The sequence below is a fragment of the Reichenbachiella sp. genome (genome assembly GCF_039941815.1).
In the GTDB taxonomy this organism is placed as follows: Bacteria; Bacteroidota; Bacteroidia; order Cytophagales; family Cyclobacteriaceae; genus Reichenbachiella.
Window position 1 is genome coordinate 37,453 of record NZ_JBDVDW010000057.1, and the last position, 20,555, is coordinate 58,007.

General features: G+C 39.9%; 21 protein-coding genes. 3 read left to right on the top strand and 18 right to left on the bottom strand.

Going from position 1 to position 20,555, the window contains the following annotated elements; all coding sequences use genetic code 11:
• Nucleotide 1: 1 nt before the first annotated feature.
• Nucleotides 2-1,348: a DEAD/DEAH box helicase gene (locus ABJF11_RS12100; RefSeq protein WP_348120120.1), complete on the bottom strand. Its 1,347-nt coding sequence runs from the start codon at nt 1,346-1,348 to the stop codon at nt 2-4.
• A gap of 416 nt (nt 1,349-1,764) precedes the next feature.
• On the opposite strand from ABJF11_RS12100, the gene ABJF11_RS12105 reads away from it, so the two are divergent.
• Nucleotides 1,765-2,607: a universal stress protein gene (locus tag ABJF11_RS12105; protein ID WP_348120121.1), complete on the top strand. Its 843-nt coding sequence runs from the start codon at nt 1,765-1,767 to the stop codon at nt 2,605-2,607.
• 25 nt (nt 2,608-2,632) lie between these two features.
• Here the strand turns inward: ABJF11_RS12105 and ABJF11_RS12110 are convergent, their stop codons facing one another.
• Nucleotides 2,633-3,229, bottom strand: a complete 597-nt coding sequence (locus tag ABJF11_RS12110) for a hypothetical protein (protein ID WP_348120122.1) — start codon at nt 3,227-3,229, stop codon at nt 2,633-2,635.
• Between the two features lie 105 nt (nt 3,230-3,334).
• A complete protein-coding gene (locus ABJF11_RS12115) occupies nt 3,335-4,606 on the bottom strand; it encodes a hypothetical protein (protein WP_348120123.1) in 1,272 nt (423 codons plus the stop codon).
• A gap of 272 nt (nt 4,607-4,878) precedes the next feature.
• Here ABJF11_RS12115 and ABJF11_RS12120 point away from each other — a divergent pair, with 272 nt between their 5' ends.
• Nucleotides 4,879-5,397: a pathogenesis-related family 1 protein gene (locus tag ABJF11_RS12120; RefSeq protein WP_348120124.1), complete on the top strand. Its 519-nt coding sequence runs from the start codon at nt 4,879-4,881 to the stop codon at nt 5,395-5,397.
• A gap of 27 nt (nt 5,398-5,424) precedes the next feature.
• Here the strand turns inward: ABJF11_RS12120 and ABJF11_RS12125 are convergent, their stop codons facing one another.
• The 6 genes from ABJF11_RS12125 to ABJF11_RS12150 form a co-directional block, all read right to left on the bottom strand.
• Nucleotides 5,425-5,952, bottom strand: a complete 528-nt coding sequence (locus tag ABJF11_RS12125) for a hypothetical protein (protein WP_348120125.1) — start codon at nt 5,950-5,952, stop codon at nt 5,425-5,427.
• A gap of 122 nt (nt 5,953-6,074) precedes the next feature.
• Nucleotides 6,075-7,391, bottom strand: a complete 1,317-nt coding sequence (locus ABJF11_RS12130; RefSeq protein WP_348120126.1) for a tetratricopeptide repeat protein — start codon at nt 7,389-7,391, stop codon at nt 6,075-6,077.
• A 76-nt stretch (nt 7,392-7,467) separates the two neighbouring features.
• Complete coding sequence (locus ABJF11_RS12135; protein WP_348120127.1) at nt 7,468-7,626, bottom strand: hypothetical protein; 159 nt, start codon at nt 7,624-7,626, stop codon at nt 7,468-7,470.
• Nucleotides 7,627-7,817: 191 nt separating this feature from the next.
• On the bottom strand, nt 7,818-8,270 hold the full coding sequence (locus ABJF11_RS12140; RefSeq protein WP_348120128.1) for a DUF1987 domain-containing protein: 453 nt from the start codon (nt 8,268-8,270) through the stop codon (nt 7,818-7,820).
• Between the two features lie 175 nt (nt 8,271-8,445).
• Nucleotides 8,446-9,087: a response regulator transcription factor gene (locus tag ABJF11_RS12145; protein ID WP_348120129.1), complete on the bottom strand. Its 642-nt coding sequence runs from the start codon at nt 9,085-9,087 to the stop codon at nt 8,446-8,448.
• A 2-nt stretch (nt 9,088-9,089) separates the two neighbouring features.
• Nucleotides 9,090-10,526: a histidine kinase gene (locus ABJF11_RS12150; protein ID WP_348120130.1), complete on the bottom strand. Its 1,437-nt coding sequence runs from the start codon at nt 10,524-10,526 to the stop codon at nt 9,090-9,092.
• 272 nt (nt 10,527-10,798) lie between these two features.
• On the opposite strand from ABJF11_RS12150, the gene hrpB reads away from it, so the two are divergent.
• Entirely contained in the window at nt 10,799-13,285 is a 2,487-nt protein-coding gene (gene hrpB / locus ABJF11_RS12155; RefSeq protein WP_348120131.1) for an ATP-dependent helicase HrpB, read from the top strand.
• 50 nt (nt 13,286-13,335) lie between these two features.
• Here the strand turns inward: hrpB and moeB are convergent, their stop codons facing one another.
• From moeB to ABJF11_RS12200, 9 genes are all read right to left on the bottom strand, one after another.
• Nucleotides 13,336-14,475, bottom strand: coding sequence for a molybdopterin-synthase adenylyltransferase MoeB (gene moeB, locus ABJF11_RS12160; protein WP_348120132.1), 1,140 nt, complete (start codon nt 14,473-14,475; stop codon nt 13,336-13,338).
• A gap of 10 nt (nt 14,476-14,485) precedes the next feature.
• Nucleotides 14,486-14,764, bottom strand: coding sequence for a MoaD/ThiS family protein (locus ABJF11_RS12165; RefSeq protein WP_348120133.1), 279 nt, complete (start codon nt 14,762-14,764; stop codon nt 14,486-14,488).
• Nucleotides 14,765-14,771: 7 nt separating this feature from the next.
• Nucleotides 14,772-15,194, bottom strand: coding sequence for a M67 family metallopeptidase (locus tag ABJF11_RS12170; RefSeq protein WP_348120134.1), 423 nt, complete (start codon nt 15,192-15,194; stop codon nt 14,772-14,774).
• Complete coding sequence (locus ABJF11_RS12175) at nt 15,194-16,123, bottom strand: cysteine synthase family protein (RefSeq protein WP_348120135.1); 930 nt, start codon at nt 16,121-16,123, stop codon at nt 15,194-15,196. Before ABJF11_RS12175 ends, ABJF11_RS12170 begins: the two co-directional genes overlap by 1 nt.
• A gap of 314 nt (nt 16,124-16,437) precedes the next feature.
• Nucleotides 16,438-17,631: an L-2-hydroxyglutarate oxidase gene (lhgO, locus tag ABJF11_RS12180; RefSeq protein WP_348120136.1), complete on the bottom strand. Its 1,194-nt coding sequence runs from the start codon at nt 17,629-17,631 to the stop codon at nt 16,438-16,440.
• 55 nt (nt 17,632-17,686) lie between these two features.
• Nucleotides 17,687-18,070: a peptide-methionine (R)-S-oxide reductase MsrB gene (msrB, locus tag ABJF11_RS12185; protein WP_348120137.1), complete on the bottom strand. Its 384-nt coding sequence runs from the start codon at nt 18,068-18,070 to the stop codon at nt 17,687-17,689.
• A gap of 1 nt (nt 18,071) precedes the next feature.
• Nucleotides 18,072-18,947 carry a hypothetical protein gene (locus ABJF11_RS12190; RefSeq protein ID WP_348120138.1) on the bottom strand — a complete coding sequence of 292 codons (876 nt, stop codon included), beginning with the start codon at nt 18,945-18,947 and terminating at the stop codon, nt 18,072-18,074.
• 13 nt (nt 18,948-18,960) lie between these two features.
• A complete protein-coding gene (locus ABJF11_RS12195) occupies nt 18,961-19,641 on the bottom strand; it encodes an Ig-like domain-containing protein (RefSeq protein WP_348120140.1) in 681 nt (226 codons plus the stop codon).
• 58 nt (nt 19,642-19,699) lie between these two features.
• Nucleotides 19,700-20,500, bottom strand: coding sequence for a hypothetical protein (locus ABJF11_RS12200; protein WP_348120141.1), 801 nt, complete (start codon nt 20,498-20,500; stop codon nt 19,700-19,702).
• Nucleotides 20,501-20,555 lie beyond the last annotated feature (55 nt).

A 20,555-nucleotide genomic window follows, 5' to 3' on the forward strand; every position in this document is an offset into this window, starting at 1 on the left:
ACTATTTTTTCTTTCGATTTTGATTCTTATCTCCTCTGGTCTTAGGTTTTTTGTGCTTTGACGCAAGTTTTCTTTTATAGGATCCACCAAGGTTTACTTTAGTATTCTTCTCTTTCTTTTCAGCGTTTTCAGTTTTGATTGGCTTGAGTTTCGTATTTCTGTTGTAGTTGCTCTCCTTGATTCTGATGCGTTCTTCCGGTATCAATTCATTAGTAATTTCTACCTCTACTGGAAACTCAAGTAGTGGAACTTTCATATTCATTAGCTCCTCGATAGCCTCTTTTTTAGGCTCTTCCTTTTCAGTAAAAAACAACATGGTCTTGCCTATTTCCTCTGCCCTACCAGTACGACCAATACGATGCATATAGTTTTCAGGATAATCAGGCACATCAAAGTTGATCACATGAGAAACCTTGTCTAAGTCTAGCCCTCTAGCAATAACATCTGTCGCCACCAAAATTCTCTTTTGACCTTGGTCAAACTCCTCAACAGCTCTCAATCGAAAGTTTTGAGACTTATTAGAATGGATAATGCACACTTCGCTCCCCAATTCATCTTCCAACGCGTCGAAAAGCCTATCCGCCAATTTCTTGTTAGAAATAAACACAAGGACTTTACGATATTCATCTTTGTTTATCAGCAAATGAACTAAAAGGCGAACTTTGGTAAGGAAGTTCTTAACCGAATAAGCACTTTGATGAATATTATCCAAAGGAGTTCCACTCAGTGCCACAGCTATTTTTCTGGGATTAGTAAAGAAGTCATCTATCATCGCATCGACTTCATCTGTCATCGTCGCAGAAAACATGATATTCTGTCTTCGCTCAGGCAGTAGTTCGAAAATATTAATCAATTGGGGTCTAAAACCCAAATCTAGCATGACATCGACCTCATCGATGACTAATTTGTTAAGTTCTCTCGGTTGCAAAGCTCGATTGACCAAAAGATCATATAATCGACCTGGAGTGGCAACCACAACATCTTGGCCTTCTAAAAGAGCGGCCTTCTGGGATTTGATATTTGACTCTCCGAATACACCCAGGACCCGTAAACTTATGTATGTCGCATAAGATTGGATTTGCTCTACCACCTGCACGACCAGTTCTCTGGTAGGTACAAGTATTAGAATGCGAGGATTAAGCTGCTTCGAAAACTTAATTTGATGTAAGAGCGGCAACATGTAAGCCAGAGTCTTGCCAGTACCTGTCTGTGAAATCCCAACTACATCTTCGCCCGAAAGTATTACCGGAAATGCTCCTGTCTGAATCTCAGTGGGACTTTCAAATCCCAGCTCCTCAATAGCATTTAATAGAGGCCTTTTTAGTTCTAGCGAGTCAAAAGTTTGCATTATTTGTAGTTGCTTATAATTTCAGCAAAACTAGCAGATATTGAAGACAATAGGCCAATGATCGAGCCCACACTCAAGCGGTACTGCAAAAAAAGTTTTGTTTGGATTAATGAAAGCTCTTTTAGTTGGATGCCCAACTTTCGAAATCTCAAATATGCTCGATTTCGATCTTCGCTTTATAAGTTGTTGTTACAAGTCCAATCGAGTCAGCTTGGCCTCTGCATCATAGCACATAAGCCCGCAAATTGTAAGGATTGCAAGAGATCAGTTAGCACACAATACCAGAGAGTCTGGGGCATAGGGTAATGGAGAATGCATTTAGGAATAAATGACAAAAATCAGTTTTTCGGCTCCCATTCATCAATAAAACTATTGCATGAGAATCCTAAGTTTGAGTATAAACAAATCCAGCTGTTATGCGAATCAACAAAATATTAGTACCCGTAGATTTTTCCAATTGCTCGATCAATGCATTAAAAATGGCGGTTGGTATTGCCAAAACCTGTCGTGCAAGTATCGAAGTAGTAAATGCTTTTCATATGCCGGCCTACCCTCATGCTGACGTGGTAGCCGCAGACACCATCATCCAGCCAATCCTGGCTGAGTATGAAGAACAAATACAAGATCAATTCGATGAACTGCAGGAAAAGGTGCCTGGATTGAAAAGTGTGGATTTTACCACTCGAAAGTTTGTTTCTGCGACCAAAGATGCCATTTACACCTGTGTGGAAAAAGATGATATAGGTTTGATCGTCATGGGTACCAAAGGCAGTCATGATTCTATAGAAAAATTGATCGGCAGCATGAGTTCAGATGTGATCCGGTTTGCCAAAGTACCAGTTCTGATGATTCCAGAAAATGTAGAATCCTTCGATGTAAAATTGATTGGATTTGCCGCCGACCTCAACAAAATAGAAGAAATGAATAAGCTGGAAGTTCTTGCCTTCTTTGCCAAAATGACTGGTGCTCAAATCAAGATTTTCAATATTTCGTCTGATACAGACGAGCAAAACATTATTGACAAAGCTCGCGAACGCATGGCACTTGTAGAGTCACTCAAAGGAATCGATCACTCCTATGCGTGGATCAATAGTTCCAAACCTCTACAGGGCATTCTTGATTTTGTGGAGAGTCATAAACTAGACATGCTGGCCATGTTTCCAAGGCATCACGGGTTCTGGGATGGTCTATTACACAGCAGTGTAACTAAAAAAGTGGCGATGAAAATCAAAGTACCTCTACTTACTATTCACGAGTAGGTACTGAAGATTAGCCTCTGTACTCTTAGACGTTAGTATAGAGGCTTTTACGCGTATCGAACTGGTAGTTTTCCGGATTGCCAAAAAGGAGATTGCCGGGTTTCTTAGTTTCTACACTTTGAAAGAATTCCTGAATGGCTTCGCTTAGTTCTTCTTTGCTCAACTGCATATCACCGTTGCGGTCCAGTCGCTTGAAGCAAATATCTATAAACTTGATCTCAACACGAAGCGAGACAAAAAAGCACATATACTCCTGCTTAGAGAGTAGATTGTTTTTGTCCTTGTCGTAGATATAGAAAATATCTTCGGCAGCCTGTCGGGCTATTTCCTCAAAGGGCCCAAATTCTTCTGTGACCGCCACAGCCTCCATGTACTTGAGCCAGTTGTCCAGATTACATCTGTTGGGTTGTTGCTTGCTCAGAAACTGCTGTAGGCGTTCCCAAAAATCTTGTCCCCGTTTGGTGATGAAATCTTCGATCTCTGATGGAGGCATTAGACATCGGAAAATGGCCACATTCTCACCGAGGCTGTCAAAGTCTTGCTTCAGTAGCAGTCCATCATGATCAAAATCAAGAATCTTAAATAGATGAGTAAATTTTTGAGTAAGTGTAGAAGAAAGCATCAGATAATCTACAGTTTATTGGTCTAAATTCCTATTTGTTAAAACAAGAGCGCCAGAGGGCTCGTCAAGGTTAGGCTGGATAGATTATGCAATTCATGCAGTGTACTATTTTTCTTTGCCCTTAAAGTTAAAACCAAATCGCACATTAAAGGGACTATTGTACAGAGGATTTTTCTTGTGCATGAAGTTATATAGCAGAGAGATCTGCGCTTCTACTCGATCACCCAGACTAAATCGACGCTCTATCCCGGCCAGCAGGCTATTGTTCCATACAGCAGAAGTGCCATCAGCTGCATCCACGGGTTTTGCGGCAAGCGACTCAAACTCCACATGACCATAGAAGGACTTGTAAAGTTGGTACTCGGTAAATATCCTATATCCATAAATCTTCTGATCCTGAATCGCACCGAGCAGGTCCTCTACCGCGGCATTTACGCGATAGTTGCCACCGATTCCTACGTCCCATTTTTTATTTATTCTATAGGCTATTTCGGGATTTAGGTCAATGGATGATTGATTGTCTATATGGATCTGAAAGGTACCGCCAAAGACCAAGCGCCCCCAAAAACTAGTGCCTTCCAGAGAGCTTCTTTTGGTGGCTGTAGACAGGTCGTTAGAATTGACCACTTTCGAGTATTTCTGTTTGAGTTCACTGCTTTGACTCATGGCCTTTGCCAGCAGCTCCTCTTTGCCTTCAAAATAGTTGACTCCTTTAGCTTTGGATTGATTGACTTGTGTGGCCTGCTCTGCCATATCCTTGTATTGCAGTACTTGCTGCAGCTCAGGATTGTTTCCCGGAAAATTGATATTTGCTTGTGATTCGGCTTCTTCAGCAGCTCGCTGCTCCAGATCGCTTCCGTAGCGTTCGGAAAGTTCTTTCTTTTTGAGCTCGACCATATACTCACGTTTCTCTTTGTCGTCTTCAGTGGTCTTGAGGCTGTCACTATAGTCTTTGAGTTCCTTGTGATAGTTGCCAATCTTGTTATTCATTCCTATGTACTTATCATAGTAGTGATTGCCTTCGAGTTTGTTTTTGGAATATTCTAGCAGCTCCTTTTGAGAATGTTGTTTGGTACTATCCCAAGATGCAATTTCGCTTTCGTCATGCCATTCATTGGTATATATGAAATACTGCCTTTGCATCCGTTGAATACGAGACAGATTGTCTTTTTTTGACTTTTTCCCTCTCGCCGCTTTGATGCTGTCTCTATGAGCCTTGTACTTCTTGCGCTGTGACTTGAGAAAAGCTTTGTTCCCTTTAGTAGCCTTTTTGTACTCCTTTACATTTTTATCTACTTCACTGAGCTTCCCCCCCTTGCTGCCTTCAAAGATTTTAACATCGAAAGTTTGGGCGTATGTCCCCTTGATCAACAGCAACAAAAACAATAAAATTAGAAAATTTGACTTCACAGGTTAATAGAATTCCAAAATTGTAAGTGGTGGGACCTTCGATTGCAAATTTAGGCCAATATCTTCTTAACTAAAAGGTAAAATGTTCATTGAAGGGTACTACTTATGAAATCATTCAGCTTTACTCTCCTGTTGATATTTATGGTTTAGTATTTTGTAAATCTCCTTTTTTGCTTTGTTCGGTAAGTGAATAAAAATTGAACCTTGTTATATATGTTTAGCGCATGAAACCCCTCCCTATGAAAAAGCAATTTCTTTTAATGACTTTAATCGGTCTAGTGATTGGCGCATCCTGTGGATCAGATGATAATGATGACGGCACGGATGAGACTGCAGGCCTTGAGCCCTCGGTGGTCACGGAGCTACTCGACAATCACAACAAGTATCGGTCTGACGTAGGCATTGCTAACCTCACCTGGTCGACTGAATTGGAAACCTCTGCTCAGGCCTGGGCAGATGAGCTGGCTAGCAACTGCGATTTTCAGCACTCAGGGAGTGAATTTGGAGAAAATATTTGGCTAGGAACTTCCGGCGCCTTCGAACCCACGCAAGTAGTGGAAAGCTGGGGAAGTGAAATTGCCAATTACGATTATGACAACAACTCATGCACGGACGGTGAAGTTTGTGGACATTATACCCAGATTGTCTGGGAAAATACCACGGAAGTCGGTTGTGGTGTGGCTACATGCGACGGGCTAGACATCTGGGTGTGTCAGTACAATCCGCCTGGCAATTTCGTCGGTCAGAAGCCTTATTAACTCCTACCCTTTCCTCTCAGAATTTCGCTAGAGTTGAAAAATATAAATCCATTCTCCAATGAGTGTGCTGGAGTAGCGAGTAGATTCGCCCACATTGATTTTGAGTTCGAATCGCGTGGCTCCAGTCTCCGTGGTTTTGAAAGTTACCTCAGCAAATCTTTCAAAGTATTCGCCTTCATCTTCATCTATATTGAAGAGAATGATATCGGTGCCAGTTGGCTGAGCAAAGGCCCAAGTGCCATTCGCAGGGATGATATCGTCTTCTATCGTAGAGTAGATATACTCTCCGTCTGCCTCTAGTTTGATGGTAAATGCTTTCCACCAGCGTCGAATAGCTGTTTCGGGTTTAATCACGGAGAGCAGCCTTGCTTCTCGATTCGACCAGGCCTCGAGTGCTTCTGCCTGAGTCAATTCTATGACTGTTTCCTCATGTGGAGTGATTGTACTTAAAAAATCCTGATTGGCATTAGAGGTTTGAGGTGCTGGGTTGTCATCAGAACATGACGCAAAAAAAATGCCTAGCGCGAGTAGAGAGATGGGGATCAGTTTCATCATAATTTGGGTTTTGTTATGATACTCAAAGAGACTATTATGAGCATCAAACAAAACTTTAAGTGGAATAATTCCATTTTTACGGAATATTATTCCGACCTATCAGCAAAACGATCCTTGAATACTTAGCTTCCACCGAATTTCTGATCCATCATCTTTTTTATTTCATCTTTCTCTCTTTTAAACATATCTAATAGATACACCATTTCGGACGAATTTTTGATTAAGGCATGAGCCTTTTGAGGGGATTTATAATTATATATTTTCCAAAGTCTTATGGCTAGCACTCCTGAGAAGAAAATAAAGGCCACAATAAAAGCAAGGAGCCAAGATGTTTTGGCATATTGATCCCTTTCTGCCTTTTCTTTCTGATAATCTTGAAATTTGGTTAGTAAAGCTATTTTTTCTTCCTCGTCTTTAAGCCAACGATTTGTTTGCACGGCTGGTAACGCCATATCATTGATCAGCATGGTATAATGTAATAGACTATCCGGCTGGTTCAATTTGAGGAATGTTTTCTTCAATGCATTGTTGGTAACGATTAGTTCATTCATCTCGACCTTCTGACTATTATAAGCGAGGCTCTTTTTGAAGCAATTCCACGCTTTCTCATATTCGCCTTTCGCATTATACACCTTACCTAGATTGTTGTATGTCACCCACAGTTGATTCTCAGTATTTTTATACAACAATGACTTCTGAAGATACTCTTCTGCCTTATCAAAGTTTTGTTTAGAAAGATAAACGTTACCTAAATTATTATTGCCTAGCCAGAGGTATAAATCTGACTTGAATGTAAGCGGTGCAATTTTGATGACTTTTTCATAATGTTCAATGGCCTGATCATAGTTACCAACCTTTCTCATCAATACGCCTAGCTCCATATGGTCACCTGCTAGTGCGTCATTATTTCTTAGCTGTTCGTTAATATCAACAGCCACTAAAAAATAATCCATCGCCTCTTCAAATCTATTCAACTTTAATAGACTTTTGCCAACACCAAAATTGTAATATGCTCTATCCTGTGTGGTGGCTTCATCTGCTTGACTTAGAGCAAGCTTAAAATGGGATAGACTTTGCTCGAATAGCTCTTTTTCAAAAAAGATCTGGCCAATCTCATTATTTAATCTGGACGTCATCTTACCATCTCCTAGGTCATCGGCGATTTCCATCGCTCTCAAGTAGTCAGAAAAAGCTTCTTTCGCGTTATTCCGGAGATAATAAATAAAACCTCGCAAATAGAGCGATTTGGCCAATAACTCAGATGATATTTCATCAGAGTTTTGACCAAAAACGGGCTCTAGTTTAATCAATGCTCTTTCGTACTCTTGATCTCTATATAGACCAAGAGCTTCTTCATAGTTGGACTTTGCATCAAAATCTGCAAAATCACCACATGAAACTAAGATGGATGCCAATATGAAATATACAAATATTTTCATTTTCAGGCTTAAAGATAGTTAGGGTTATACTGATTTAGGGGTTGTCTCTTGTCGATTTTTAAAATAATAACTTCAATCAACCGGGGCCAGAAGTTTGGTGAGTTGAACCATCTCCGTCGTGAGTTTTTTCTGGTACTATGTTGTCATAAATTTCATCTGCTTGTGCATCAACACAACTTGTAAATACTGTACTTGCAAAAATTACTGCTAATAAAAGTGAACCTAGCTTTTTCATGATTTTAGTGTTTAGTATAACTGATTAAATTTCTTTGGTTGAAGTGATGACCAAAGTCATGCTTGGTATATTAAAAAATGGTTGAAAAAATCCTGCCGGGTCAGGTTGGGTAAAAATGGTTAGGTCGGCTTACCTTGAATTTCTTCTTTTAATACTACAAGTGACTCTGGCTTTTCACATATTATAAGTTTTTAATATTTTATTGGCGAGGTAGGTACTAATTTCAACTCCAACTGCGTATAACTACTAAAGTTTTTTCCTGACAGTAACATATCCTCATCATCGATTTTGTAATACCAACTAACATTTATTGTCATCCCCTCTTCTTGATATTCTTTCAGCTGAGACATCAACTGATACAGGCATCGCGCAGAACCCGTATTGAAGTAGTCAAAACTAAAGTTGACTGACAATGAGTTTCTTCCTTCTGCGATATAGTACGCTAGAAGCTTGTCCACTTTGGAATAGAAGTCATTTGGGTTCTCAGGGCACGATGTACCTTTAATCAACAAAGTACGGTTTACCATCTCCAGAGCAACGAAAGGGGTCAGTGAAGTTCCCTTAATCACATAGTTTCGAAACTTTTTATGATTCATTGAGGCGCTAAGGCCTTCATTTCTGGGAATTGCAATAATACCGTCCATAGCTGAGTTGATTACGTTTATGTTTATTACATCATCATTAGTTTGGCATAACAAAATCTTTAATTTGTTATGTTCCAAAACTAGAAATCAACAGCTATGTGGACAATAGGTATTGGTACCAAAATTTTATCTAGGCAAAATACTTAGATATCTGTTCTGAAAGGAAGCTGTTAAACTAGATACCGTGCTTAATAGCAAATTTGGTGAGTCCAACAGCATTTTTAACTCCGGTTTTTTGAAGGAGGTTTCTTCGATGTGCGTCAACCGTTCTGATACTGATGTGAAGCTCATCAGCTATTTCATAGTTAGATTTCTCCTCAACAATCAGTTTAAGAACATCGAGTTCTCTACTGGTAAGAAACCCAATTGGATTAGCCCTAATTTTCTCTTCCTTAGATTTTGAAAACTCAGACATGATCACTTTGGTGATTTCGGCTCCGTGATAGGCTTCACCTTTCCTAATCGTGTCAAGTGCCTCAAGTAAGACCAGCCTCCCGGCGTCCTTTGAAATATACCCATTGGCCCCTGCCTTCAGCATATTTACAATATGCTGCTCGTCGACATACATGCTCATAGCGAGCACCTTAGTGTCATAATCCTTATTCTTGATAGCCTTGGTGCATTCCACACCATCAAGATTGGGCATATTGATATCCACTACTACGATATCAACTTTATTTGAATCCAGATACTCTAATGCCTCTACTCCATCAGACGCTTCAGCGACTACTTCATACTCAGTTGATTCAGTAATTATGGCTTTAATGCCATCTCTCATGATCTTGTGATCATCGACTAATAATATTCTTACACTCATGGTTAGATTAAGATTTCTATGGTTATGATTGATCCGTTATTTGAGTCAAAGTCAATTTTTCCTCCGAGGTATGCTGCTCTATTAGCCATATTTTTCAAGCCTAGTCCAGCGCTTTCCCTTGACTTACCTTCAGAATTAAACCCGACTCCATTGTCTTCAATACTGACATATACTGAATTAGGATGTCGGATAATTTGAACGGTTGCCTGGGTTGCTTTTGCATGCTTTAGGATGTTATTCACACCCTCCTGGCATATTCTATATATGTTGGTTTCGAATTCTTCTTCAAAACGTTCCTTAATGTTATTGTGAAAAAAACTAAATTCCACATCTGAGGATCTATTGACTTGATTTACCATTGTTTCGACCGCCGGTATAAGACCATAGTCTACCAGTGCCGGCGGCATGAGATCATGTGAAATGGCTCTGCTTTCATTGATCGCTCCCGAGATGAGATTAGAAACGCTTTCGACCTTCTGCTTAAAATCTTCGTCTTCATATTGACCTAACAGAGTATCAAGCTCCAGGCGCGCTACTGACAATGTCTGACCTAGGCTATCGTGGATCTCTGAGGCTATACGTTTTCGCTCACCATCCTTGGCTTTAATCATTGCTCTGATTCTAAATATTTCGGCCATTTTTTCTTTGTGTACATTTTTGATCACTCCAATGACCCTTTCTGGGTTATTATTCTGATCACATAACATTACACCCTCTATTCGAAGCCAACTGTAGACTTCATCTTGATTTTTAAATTGAAAATCGAAGCTAAACTTCTCTCCAGCATTCTGATTTCTAATAATTTGTTCTTCGATCACCGCCCTGTCCGAGGCATGAACCCTATCAAGAAATCTTTCCAGCTCATACCCCATTTCTTGTTTGGGTCGGCCAAATACCTTGTTAATAGCTCCAAACCATAAAATTCTATCCTTAATCAAAGAATAATCCCAAGTTACTTCATCTAAGGACTCAAGTATCGAAGCATTAAACTCGCTTAGACTCTCTCTTTCTTTGATTACTCTACTCTTTTCCAATTCAACAGATAGTCGCTGTCCGACCACATTGACCAAGGCGTAATTTTCAATATTAAAGGATTCAATATCAGCAACAGGTATCAGGATGAGCGCAATCACAGTCATATGACTATCCAAACATGGAAATGCATAATAACTTGGTTCATTCATAACACCCACTATCTGAGTGTCTTCGAAAATACTTGACGATATTAATGCGGGCTCCTTCAATTTTATGATTTCATCTAGCAAATTATTTTTACCCTGGATAACCTGACTGCTTTTGTCCATTTTTCCATGATTGAGTAGGCGTTCAAGAAAAATTTGGGATTCATCTACTCGTAGAATAGCCGCACTCTCAATGTGGAGCACGTCCATAATAATCTTCAAAGTCTTGTCATATATCAGATGAATACTTCCGCTCACAAGATGTACATTAATCAATACTAGAATAAACCCAATAAGATTCATCAAAATACCCGTAGTAACGGTATTGGCGAGGAGGTATAAAGCTGGTCATTTTATTCAAACAATCTATTTTGAATTGAAGCAGAAATTAGTAAAATCCATTACATTATTTCAATGTTCGAACGAATTATTTACAATTTGTCGTAAATAAAAACTTCATTTCAGTTGAAAAACTTAATCCTAATGACTGATTGATATAGTTTCGCACTGCACCATCAATGTAACTGAAATTGTCTTTCGATTATAATAAAATAGACCTTCCCATTGTAGCCTCAATCGCAGAGGTGCAAAACAATTTTATTAATCACAACACACAAATTGTAAATGCACCTCCCGGTGCTGGAAAAAGCACACTCTTACCATTAGCATTCCTAAATCAACCCTGGCTAAACGGTAAAAAAATAGTGATGCTTGAACCAAGAAGGCTGGCTGCCAGGACTGTGGCCAATAGAATGGCCGAATTATTAGATGAAAAAACTGGTCAGACGGTAGGATTTAGAATTCGATTTGAAAATAAGGTCTCAGCCCAAACAAAAATAGAAGTACTGACCGAAGGTATTCTTACACGAATGCTTCATAGTGACAATACTTTGGAGGAGGTAGGGCTGGTCATCTTTGATGAATTTCATGAGAGGAGTATTCATGCCGATGTGGCGCTGGCCCTTTGTAGAGAAGCTCAACAAATACTACGGCCCGATTTAAAAATATTGATCATGTCGGCCACTCTAAATATGCCACAGTTGACCAAACTTCTCAACTGTTCTGTGGTCAAGAGTGAAGGCAGGCAATACCCTGTGGATATTAAATATACGGGGGATACAGATATCAAACTATTACCTGAGTTAGCAGCAAGAGTGATCATTCAGGCCGTCAAAGAAAATGATGGCGATACTCTCGTTTTTTTCCCTGGTCAGGGTGAAATCCGAAAATGCGAAGAGAATTTGAGGACTCGGTTAAAAGGATTTGCAATTCACCCATTATATGGTCAGTTGCCGCATGGCAAACAGATGGCGGCCATACTTCCAGATCGAAATGGCAAACGTAAGATCGTATTGGCCACTTCTATTGCTGAGACCAGTTTAACAATAGAGGGTATCAAGACTGTAGTCGATACTGGATACGGAAGAACATCTAAATTCGATCAGAAATCTGGCCTCTCAAGATTACACACCATACAAATATCCAAAGACTCTGCAGACCAACGAGCTGGAAGAGCCGGGCGACTAAGCCCGGGTGCGTGCTATCGAATGTGGTCTAAGGCTACACAAGACAGATTGGATGCTCATAGCACTCCCGAAATCCTTGAGGTTGATCTCTCTACACTAGCATTGGATCTTGCCAAGTGGGGTATTATGAACCCAAATCAACTGACATGGCTGACTCCCCCACCTGCTGGCACCATCAGTAGGGCTATTACTTCATTACATGAATTAAATGCACTGGACAAGGGTCGTATTACTCCACATGGTGAGGTGATGCATGCGCTCCCTTGTCACCCTAGAATTGCTCACATGCTGCTAGAGGCCGAAGATCAAGGGCTTTTGGCTCTTGCCACTGATATTGCTGCACTTATTGAAGAACGAGACCCATTAGGCCCAGAAGCAGGGATTGATATCAATGAAAGAATTAGTGTCATGCGTCGTCAAAGAGGCGAAGACCGACTTGGAAGAAAATTTAGTAGAATTGAGAAGATTGCCTCTTCGTACAGACGACTTTTTAATACTGAAGAAATAGAAAATTCAATAGTAGACCCTTATGAGACAGGGCTTCTATTAGCTCAGGCCTATCCCGAACGAATTGCGTTTGCCAGACCGGGAAATAATGCTCAATTCAAGTTATCCAATGGCAAAATCGCCATGGCTGGACATCGAGATGATTTAGCGCATGAGCCTTGGTTAGCCATAGCTCATATGGATGCCCGAGATGGTATGGGCAAGATTTTTATGGCCTCACCTTTGAACCCAAAGGATCTAGCCCCTATGGTCAAGAGTCTGGAGGTCATCAAGTGGGACACCAAGAATGGCGGACTGTCTGCGAATAAGGAGCTCCGCATCGGTAGCATTGTATTGCAATCATCTCCACTACCTGATCCAGATGCGGCACATTTAGAGCAGGCCATATGCGATGCTATCAAATCTGAGGGGCTGAATCTGCTGGACTGGAATGAAGAAGTGGTGCAATGGCAAAACCGGTTGCTGAGTCTCAAAAAATGGAACCCTCAGGACAATTGGCCAGACGTGAGTATTCCAACATTGTTGTCCTCGAATGAGTCTTGGTTAAAACCTTACCTTGGGCAGGTAAAATCACCCCAAGATCTAAAGAAGATAAACCTAAAAGAGGTACTTCAACATCAGTTGGATTTTGATGAGCAGAAGAAATTGAAAGAACTGGCCCCTCAGAGTATTGAAGTTCCTAGTGGTTCCAAAATCAGGATTCAGTATTTTGAAGATGGTGCGCCACCGGTCCTGGCTGTCCGTCTGCAGGAGGTCTTTGGCTGGATGAAAACACCGACAATAAATTCAGGAAATCAACCACTATTATTACACCTTCTTTCACCTGGACATAAACCAGTACAGGTCACGTCCGATTTGGCTAGTTTTTGGAGCAACACCTATTTTGAAGTGCGTAAGGAACTGAAAAGAAGATACCCAAAGCACGCCTGGCCAGAAGATCCGATGAAGGCTAAGGCCATCCGCGGCGTTCCGAAAAAAAAATAACCCTGAAGAAATTTTCTTCAGGGATATTACTTGTCATATTCAATACTACCTCAATATTTAGCCATTTCGGGATCAAGCTGGTCAGCCCAGGCAAGAATTCCGCCTTTAAGATTATACAGATTCTTAAATCCCAGTTTCTCCAGTTGCAGTATGGCATCAGCACTTCGCTTACCACTCCTGCAATGAACCACGACATCAACATCAGACCGGATATCGTTGACATGTGACGAGATTTCACCCAAAGGAATGAGCTGCCCTCCTAAATTGGCAATTTCATACTCATATCCTTCTCGTACATCAACTAGCTGAAAGTCTTTCTTGGTGACTTTCCAACTACTCAATTCTTCGACAGTTATTTCCTTAACCTCTTGGTCATTTTCTTTCTCTCCTAATCCACAGAATATTTCATAGTCTATCAATTGAGTGATTGCAGGTGTGTCTTTGTTTTTATGCACTTTCATTGTTCTTGTTTCAAATGTCAATGCATCAAACAAGAAGAGTCTTCCAGCTAAGGGATCTCCCACACCACTGATCACCTTGAGTACCTCATTGGCCTGCAAAGAACCAATAATTCCTGGTAAAACGCCTATGACCCCACCTTCCGCACAGCTGGGCACCAATCCCGGAGGAGGAGGTGTCGGAAAGAGATCTCGATAATGTGGGCCATTTACCCCGTCTACATTTTTATAATTAAAGACAGAAACCTGACCTTCGAACCTAAAAATCGATGCATAAACGTTGACTTTATCTAAAATTACACATGCATCGTTTACAAGATATCTCGTAGGGAAATTGTCAGTTCCATCTGCTACCAGATCATAATCCTTGATGATATTCAAGGCATTCTCTGATGTAAGCATTGTATTATGAACTGTAAAATTTACATGCGGATTAAGTTTTTGAAGTCTTGCTTTTGCTGCCTCTGATTTCGGTTTGCCTACATCATCTACTGTAAAGAGTACCTGTCGCTGAAGGTTACTATCATCAACCACATCAAAATCCAGAATTCCAATATTGCCAACACCAGCAGCTGCCAAATAGAGTAACAATGGACTACCCAGCCCGCCAGTACCTACCACAAGAACCTTTGCTTTCTTTAGTTTCCGTTGGCCTTCAATGTTGAATTCTGGAATAATCAAATGTCGACTATACCGTTCGAGCTCTTGCTTAGAAAAATTTACTTGTGCCATGTTTATTTGGTTATTGGGCTCCTCCCGCGATGGCGGGAATAATACTGATCACTGTGCTATTCTCAACCTTCGTATTTTCCTGGTTTAGTGCATTGATATCTTCATCACCTACATAGATTCTGATGAATTGTCTGATTTTACCTTCTGCATCAAAAATGTGCTTGTTGAGATCGGGAAATTGCTTAGCAAGAGATTCTACTGATTCTTGAACTGTACCACCAACTGTTTCTACAGATGCTTGATTTGCCGTAAATTTTCTCAGTGGTGTTGGAATTATAATATTTGCCATGATTCTTTTATTTGCTAGTTAATTGTTCTTCTTCAAATTCATTTTCTTCATTCAATTGCCAGGAAGTGGTTTTCTCTACATGTGTTGCATTTACTGAGGATATAATATAAGAAAAAAACGGCACTGCCTGCTTCAAGTCATGTTCAGAAGGAACGGCTGGATGAAGCGGATGAGAATGAAAAATTCCCAAGAGTTCGATTCCTTTTGCCAAAGCGTACTTTTCGGCCTTCATATAATCAATTGGATTAATCTCAAACCTTCTTCTTTGATCTCCTTCCTTGCTGTTTTCTAACGGTTCGTATTCAACAACAGTTTTCGTGGATTCATTGGAATGCCCATAGAAAAACCCTACGCATTCGTTTGGGAAATCTGCCAGTGCATGCCTATGCATTTCATTCATTATTTCTGACGCCAGTTGTATTCTTTTCATCAGAACAAGGACTTGATGACTTCGCTATATTTTTCTGCATTATCTGGGAATAGAGTGACAATTACTCCCTCGTCAATCTCTTCCGCAAGTTGAATTGCGCCTTTTAAATTAGCTGCAGCTGATGGACTGATCATCAATCCTTCTTTTTTGGCTGCCAATTTCAGGGTTTCATAGGCATCGAAAGTATCCACGCACATAAAGCGATCTACCAAAGATGGCTCATATATAGTAGGGACTTTTGCAGTCTCCATATCCTTCCAGCCCTCCAACCCGTGCAATGCCCCATCCGGTTGAAGAGCTATTGCGGTCACATTTGGATTTTCTTCTTTGAGTGCTTTACTGATTCCAGTAAATGAGCCGGTAGTACCCAATCCAGTAATGAAGTGTGTCAGATTCCCATTCACCTTCGAAATAATCTCCCTGCCTGTAGTTTCGTAATGAGATTTCCAGTTATTTACATTTCCATATTGATCAGCCAGGAAGTATTTGTCTGGGTCCTGATTGTATAGTTCAAGCGCTTTTTCTTGTGCTTCATCGGTTGAACCAAACTTAGACGTATACACTATGTTTACTCCTAATCCCTTCAGCAACATTTTGCGTTCCCATGAAGCGTTTTCAGGCAAGCATATGGTAACTGGTATCCCTAATCGAGCACCGATTGTTGCATAAGCAATAGCCGTATTGCCGCTGGATGCATCTAACAAGGCTTTACCATTACCTAAGTCTCCATTCAATACTGCTTGTTTTATTATGTTGTAAGCAGGTCTGGCCTTTACACTTCCACCGAATTGCATCCATTCAAGTTTCGCAAAGATGCGAACCGATTTTTTTGGTGAGATATGCTGCAACTCGTAGAGCGGGGTGTTGCCAATGTGACTGCCCAATGCGAGTACACTTTCGATTATTTCTGATTCCTGACTGATAACCATTGTAAATGTTAATTATTTAAACAAAAAAGGCCTTTCTCATGTTGAGAAAGGCCCTTTTTTATATTACTATCGAATGATATTCTATAAACTATAACTTTCCCACAAACACCAATTAAGTGCACAACAGCAACAACATGCCATCATCGCGTTTTGAATTGTGTTTATGGTACTTTGTGTCTTCATATTTTAATTCTGAATTCTTGAACGCAAGTTTCTCAGATTTGTTTATAAATTCATAATTAATCAGAAAATAAAATCGATAAAGTTTAATTTTTTAACACATTCATACTTTTGGACATAAAAAACTAACGAATTCAAAATCTTTGAATCACACGGCCCGCTATTTCCTGTCCAATGGCCAATGAAGAGGTAGCCGCTGGCGAAGGAGCATTACATACATTCACAAAGTGCTCATTTTCTAATATATGAAAATCATCAAGAAGTCCTCCCGATCGGTCACAAGCCTGTGCTCTAACACCTGCTCCTCCCGTTTCTAAATCAGACTCTCTTATATCCGGAATTAGCTTTTGGAGGGCTTTTGTAAAAGCGGCTTTTGAAAAAGATCTATACATTTCACCAAAACCTGTTTTCCAATATTTCATGGCTACCTTTTGAAAACCTGGCCATGCTAAAGTTTCGAATAATTCTGCAAGATCAATATTTGATTTAGTATATCCTTCTCTTGCAAAAGCCAACACCGCATTTGGTCCAGCTTCGACACCTCCGTCTATCATTCTTGTGAAATGCACTCCCAAAAATGGGAAATTTGGATCAGGTACAGGATAAATCAAATTTTTAACTAAATGTTGACTGGATGTCTTTAGTTGATAGTATTCGCCCCTAAAGGGCACAATTTTCAGATCTGGTTTTAAAGGCGTCATCCGTGACACTTTATCTGAATACAGGCCAGCACAATTCACCACAAGTTTACCGTGGTAATCATTGGTCTTGGTGATTACTTCTGTAGATGAACCCTTGTGACTGATTTTTATCACACGCTGGTTGTAGAATATGGATACTCCTTCTCCCAACAGCTTCTCAACCAACTTGAGACAGACTTGTTTGTAATCAATTATACCAGTTTGTGGCACAAAGATTCCTTTTACGCCTTTCACATAGGGTTCATGATCTTTTATCTCTTCAGCGCTCAACCATTGCATTTTGGTCAGACCATTTTGCTCACCTCTGGCGTACAGAGTTTCTAGATATGGGATTTCTTTTTCTTCGGTAGCAACTACTATTTTACCACATAAATCATATTCTATTTCTTCTTTTCTGCAAAAGTCAAGCAACAGGTGATAACCAGAAATACAATTTATGGCCTTCAGGCTACCAGGTTTATAATACAATCCTGAGTGAATAACGCCACTATTGTTGCCAGTCTGATGATGAGCTGGACCTGACTCTTTTTCCAAAATGGTTATAGAAAGGTGAGGTGATTTTTGCTTGATCTGCCAGGCAGTGGCCAGTCCTACTATTCCCCCTCCTATGACAATAACATCCTTCATACGCTGCTAATTTGTGCGAAAATAGCAAATGAATGAGAGAATGTAGACTAAGCCCTTATTTTTTGGTGAATTTCAGTGCGGCAGAATTGATACAGTATCTCTGGCCAGTAGCAGTAGGTCCGTCATTAAATACATGGCCAAGGTGTCCCCCGCATTTAGCACAAGTGATTTCGGTTCGAAACATCCCGTGTGATTTATCAAATGTTTCTTTGACCGCGCTTTTATCCACAGCTGAGTCGAAGCTGGGCCATCCACAACCTGAATCAAATTTTGCTTGCGAAGCAAAAACTTCATTTTGGCATCCACCACATAAATATTTCCCGTCCTCATTATGGTTATTGTACTGACCGGTAAATGGTCGTTCAGTACCTTTTTGACGCAAGATGTAGTATTGCTCCTCAGTAAGCTCTTCTTTCCATTCCTTTTCTGATTTTTCCATCTTAAAGATTAAAGTATACACCAAATGAATAGGCTGGACTTGCCAATATTAGTTTAGCCGAATAGACTGAGCTATAGTTTGCGGTCAGACCTACTCTATCAGTCAAATTGTAAGCAATCTCATAGGTATAGCCGACATATTCTGCATTGTTTGAAAATATACTAGCTCCATTTTCGATACTGGCATTTCCATTATTTAGTGAATTGAGCCATTGTAATTTATATGCCAATATTAGTTTCTCATTAATCACTGCCCCTAATTCAAAATTAACTCTTGTTTCATCTGAAAAACCATTCGTTCTATTGTTGAATTCTAATCCGAGGCTCACAAATGTATTGAACTTCCCAAAGGATCTAGCAGTACTTGCTGTCAGACCCACTCGCTGATTGAATTCACCATCTCCGGTAAGAAGTGGGACCTTAGAATTGTCGTCGAGATCAACATCACTTTTACCTGTTGGAAGTCCCAACCAAAGATGAGCACTTAGTACGATCGGTTTATTCTGAATCAAGCCATACTTAATACCAATATCCATATCACCTATAGAGTTGACCGCACGACCTTCTCTATCCACTTGTCCTGTCGCAAGAGAAACTTCTTCATTATTGAATGATCTGCTAAAAAAAGGAAAGTAAAGGTTTACATCCCATTTATCGGAGAGTCCATACTCCCCATAAAAGCTTGTATTAAAGGTACCAATTGTAGTATTTGGATCAGTACTTCCATCATCTATATAGTGTTTATCTGCGATTACCCACCACTGTCCAATTTTGAAATACCCTTTACCTTTGGCATGGACCCAGCCGCCACCAGCATATGATTGTGTTGTGGATAAAATAGCACATAACATGCCTATAATAAATACTGAAATTTTCATTATCATTCGTAGTTTAATCCAGAATTTCACCATGCCCAACTTTGACGTTGAACGGCTTGCAAAAATAAAGAAGATATACGTAGGTATCTACAGTCAGCTCATCGGCATCCACTTCATAAGCATGCTCTCCTGAGAACACGGAGACCGCTTGTATCTCTAATGCGCCAGTCGTGGTAGATGGGTTGTTTGACAAATAAACATAAAGTCCTGGAAGTGCAGACGAGGCTATATAGTTATCTGAAATTGTAATTCTAACACCGGTGTCTGTATTTGTGATTTCAAAATCTCCAGTAAGTTCATAACTACTGGTTGTATTGATTGTACCGGATTTGCTGTTCGTACTTAATACAACAGTCTCTTCTGCTGCTTCAATCAAGATTTTGTCCATTATCTGATTGTTTTCTCTTAGCACAACCGTAATTTCAGATTGTCCGCTCATAAGTGCAGTAAGTTCTCCATCTTCTGTGACTTCTAAGACACTTTGGTCTGTTGAGAACCAATCTACTTCAGCATCTTCTTCCATTCCTGTATTATTCAAATACCTATGCATTAGGCTGTAGGATTCGCCTACTTTGAGGCTGGCTATTGGAGTAGTAATTTCAATTTTTTCTTCAATGATATCATCAATGACATCGGTTCCAACGCAACCTTGCAGAATGATGAAAATTGTGAGGATATTTACTATTCTGTTCATAGCACTTCAAAACAAATAATCAATTAAATAGTTCCCACATGATGAGATTCTACTAAGATTATTCTTCTTCAAAGTGATGCCGCTTAAAAATATTTGTAGGAGTTACTTTAAACGTGGTAGTTCCTCTAAGGTGCTTACAACTCACCTCAAGGTCATCAAAGCCAAATACATAGACATTCATCTCAACATTGAGATCTACATTGTGCGTAAAAGCTTTTTTAAGCAAACCCCAATGACTTTTCATTATTTCTTTCTCCTTTTTACCTAATCCACCTATTCCTTCATGAATAGTATTAGTGGAGATAAAAGTTTCGTTCAAAACGAGTTGTACCTCACCCATTGTCGTATTAGAAATACTAAGAGCCTGGTCATAGATGTGAGAGGCCAAAAGTTCGTGATTTTTTATGGATAACAAGGAAGATTTAATGGAGTCATTCTTGAAATCATCGTATGGAAATTGTCTTTCCAACCATCTATCACTTACTTCAAGAACCGAAAATAAAATAGTATCATATACTGCCAGGTTATAGATACTGATAGGTACTAATATCATTGTAAAGTTTTGATGCTCTGTGAAATGTTTCACGTATATATCTACATCTCCGCCAATTCTAATGTCACCTTTCTTTAAATCTATGGAGTCCGCGAGAATATGCCGCTCCTTTTCTAAGAACTGTTTCAAAAACTCCTTTGAGGATGCCAGCTTGTGAACAATTTCCTCTACCTTCTCCAAATGGTTTTCATGAATATAAGTTTCCATGGACTCACCTAGCTCTTCGTATTGGCTCTGGGATTGAGCGCTGATGCTAAGCAAAAAAAACACCATGAAAATAGAATGAGAATACAATTTGCTGATCATTGTATGTAAAATCTATTTCAATAATTATGCAACAATGATACAAAAGATTTCATTG

Excerpts from the sequence above, each read along its gene's own strand:
- ABJF11_RS12190 (WP_348120138.1), bottom strand. The coding sequence starts at position 18,947 with ATGAAAATTTCAGTATTTATTATAGGCATGTTATGTGCTATTTTATCC.
- ABJF11_RS12170 (WP_348120134.1), bottom strand. The coding sequence starts at position 15,194 with ATGAAAAGAATACAACTGGCGTCAGAAATAATGAATGAAATGCATAGG.
- msrB (WP_348120137.1), bottom strand. The coding sequence starts at position 18,070 with ATGGAAAAATCAGAAAAGGAATGGAAAGAAGAGCTTACTGAGGAGCAA.
- moeB (WP_348120132.1), bottom strand. The coding sequence starts at position 14,475 with ATGGCACAAGTAAATTTTTCTAAGCAAGAGCTCGAACGGTATAGTCGA.
- ABJF11_RS12175 (WP_348120135.1), bottom strand. The coding sequence starts at position 16,123 with ATGGTTATCAGTCAGGAATCAGAAATAATCGAAAGTGTACTCGCATTG.
- ABJF11_RS12110 (WP_348120122.1), bottom strand. The coding sequence starts at position 3,229 with ATGCTTTCTTCTACACTTACTCAAAAATTTACTCATCTATTTAAGATT.
- ABJF11_RS12130 (WP_348120126.1), bottom strand. The coding sequence starts at position 7,391 with ATGAAAATATTTGTATATTTCATATTGGCATCCATCTTAGTTTCATGT.
- lhgO (WP_348120136.1), bottom strand. The coding sequence starts at position 17,631 with ATGAAGGATGTTATTGTCATAGGAGGGGGAATAGTAGGACTGGCCACT.
- ABJF11_RS12195 (WP_348120140.1), bottom strand. The coding sequence starts at position 19,641 with ATGAACAGAATAGTAAATATCCTCACAATTTTCATCATTCTGCAAGGT.
- ABJF11_RS12100 (WP_348120120.1), bottom strand. The coding sequence starts at position 1,348 with ATGCAAACTTTTGACTCGCTAGAACTAAAAAGGCCTCTATTAAATGCT.
- ABJF11_RS12165 (WP_348120133.1), bottom strand. The coding sequence starts at position 14,764 with ATGGCAAATATTATAATTCCAACACCACTGAGAAAATTTACGGCAAAT.
- ABJF11_RS12105 (WP_348120121.1), top strand. The coding sequence starts at position 1,765 with ATGCGAATCAACAAAATATTAGTACCCGTAGATTTTTCCAATTGCTCG.
- ABJF11_RS12125 (WP_348120125.1), bottom strand. The coding sequence starts at position 5,952 with ATGATGAAACTGATCCCCATCTCTCTACTCGCGCTAGGCATTTTTTTT.
- ABJF11_RS12135 (WP_348120127.1), bottom strand. The coding sequence starts at position 7,626 with ATGAAAAAGCTAGGTTCACTTTTATTAGCAGTAATTTTTGCAAGTACA.
- ABJF11_RS12200 (WP_348120141.1), bottom strand. The coding sequence starts at position 20,500 with ATGATCAGCAAATTGTATTCTCATTCTATTTTCATGGTGTTTTTTTTG.
- ABJF11_RS12120 (WP_348120124.1), top strand. The coding sequence starts at position 4,879 with ATGAAAAAGCAATTTCTTTTAATGACTTTAATCGGTCTAGTGATTGGC.
- ABJF11_RS12140 (WP_348120128.1), bottom strand. The coding sequence starts at position 8,270 with ATGGACGGTATTATTGCAATTCCCAGAAATGAAGGCCTTAGCGCCTCA.
- ABJF11_RS12145 (WP_348120129.1), bottom strand. The coding sequence starts at position 9,087 with ATGAGTGTAAGAATATTATTAGTCGATGATCACAAGATCATGAGAGAT.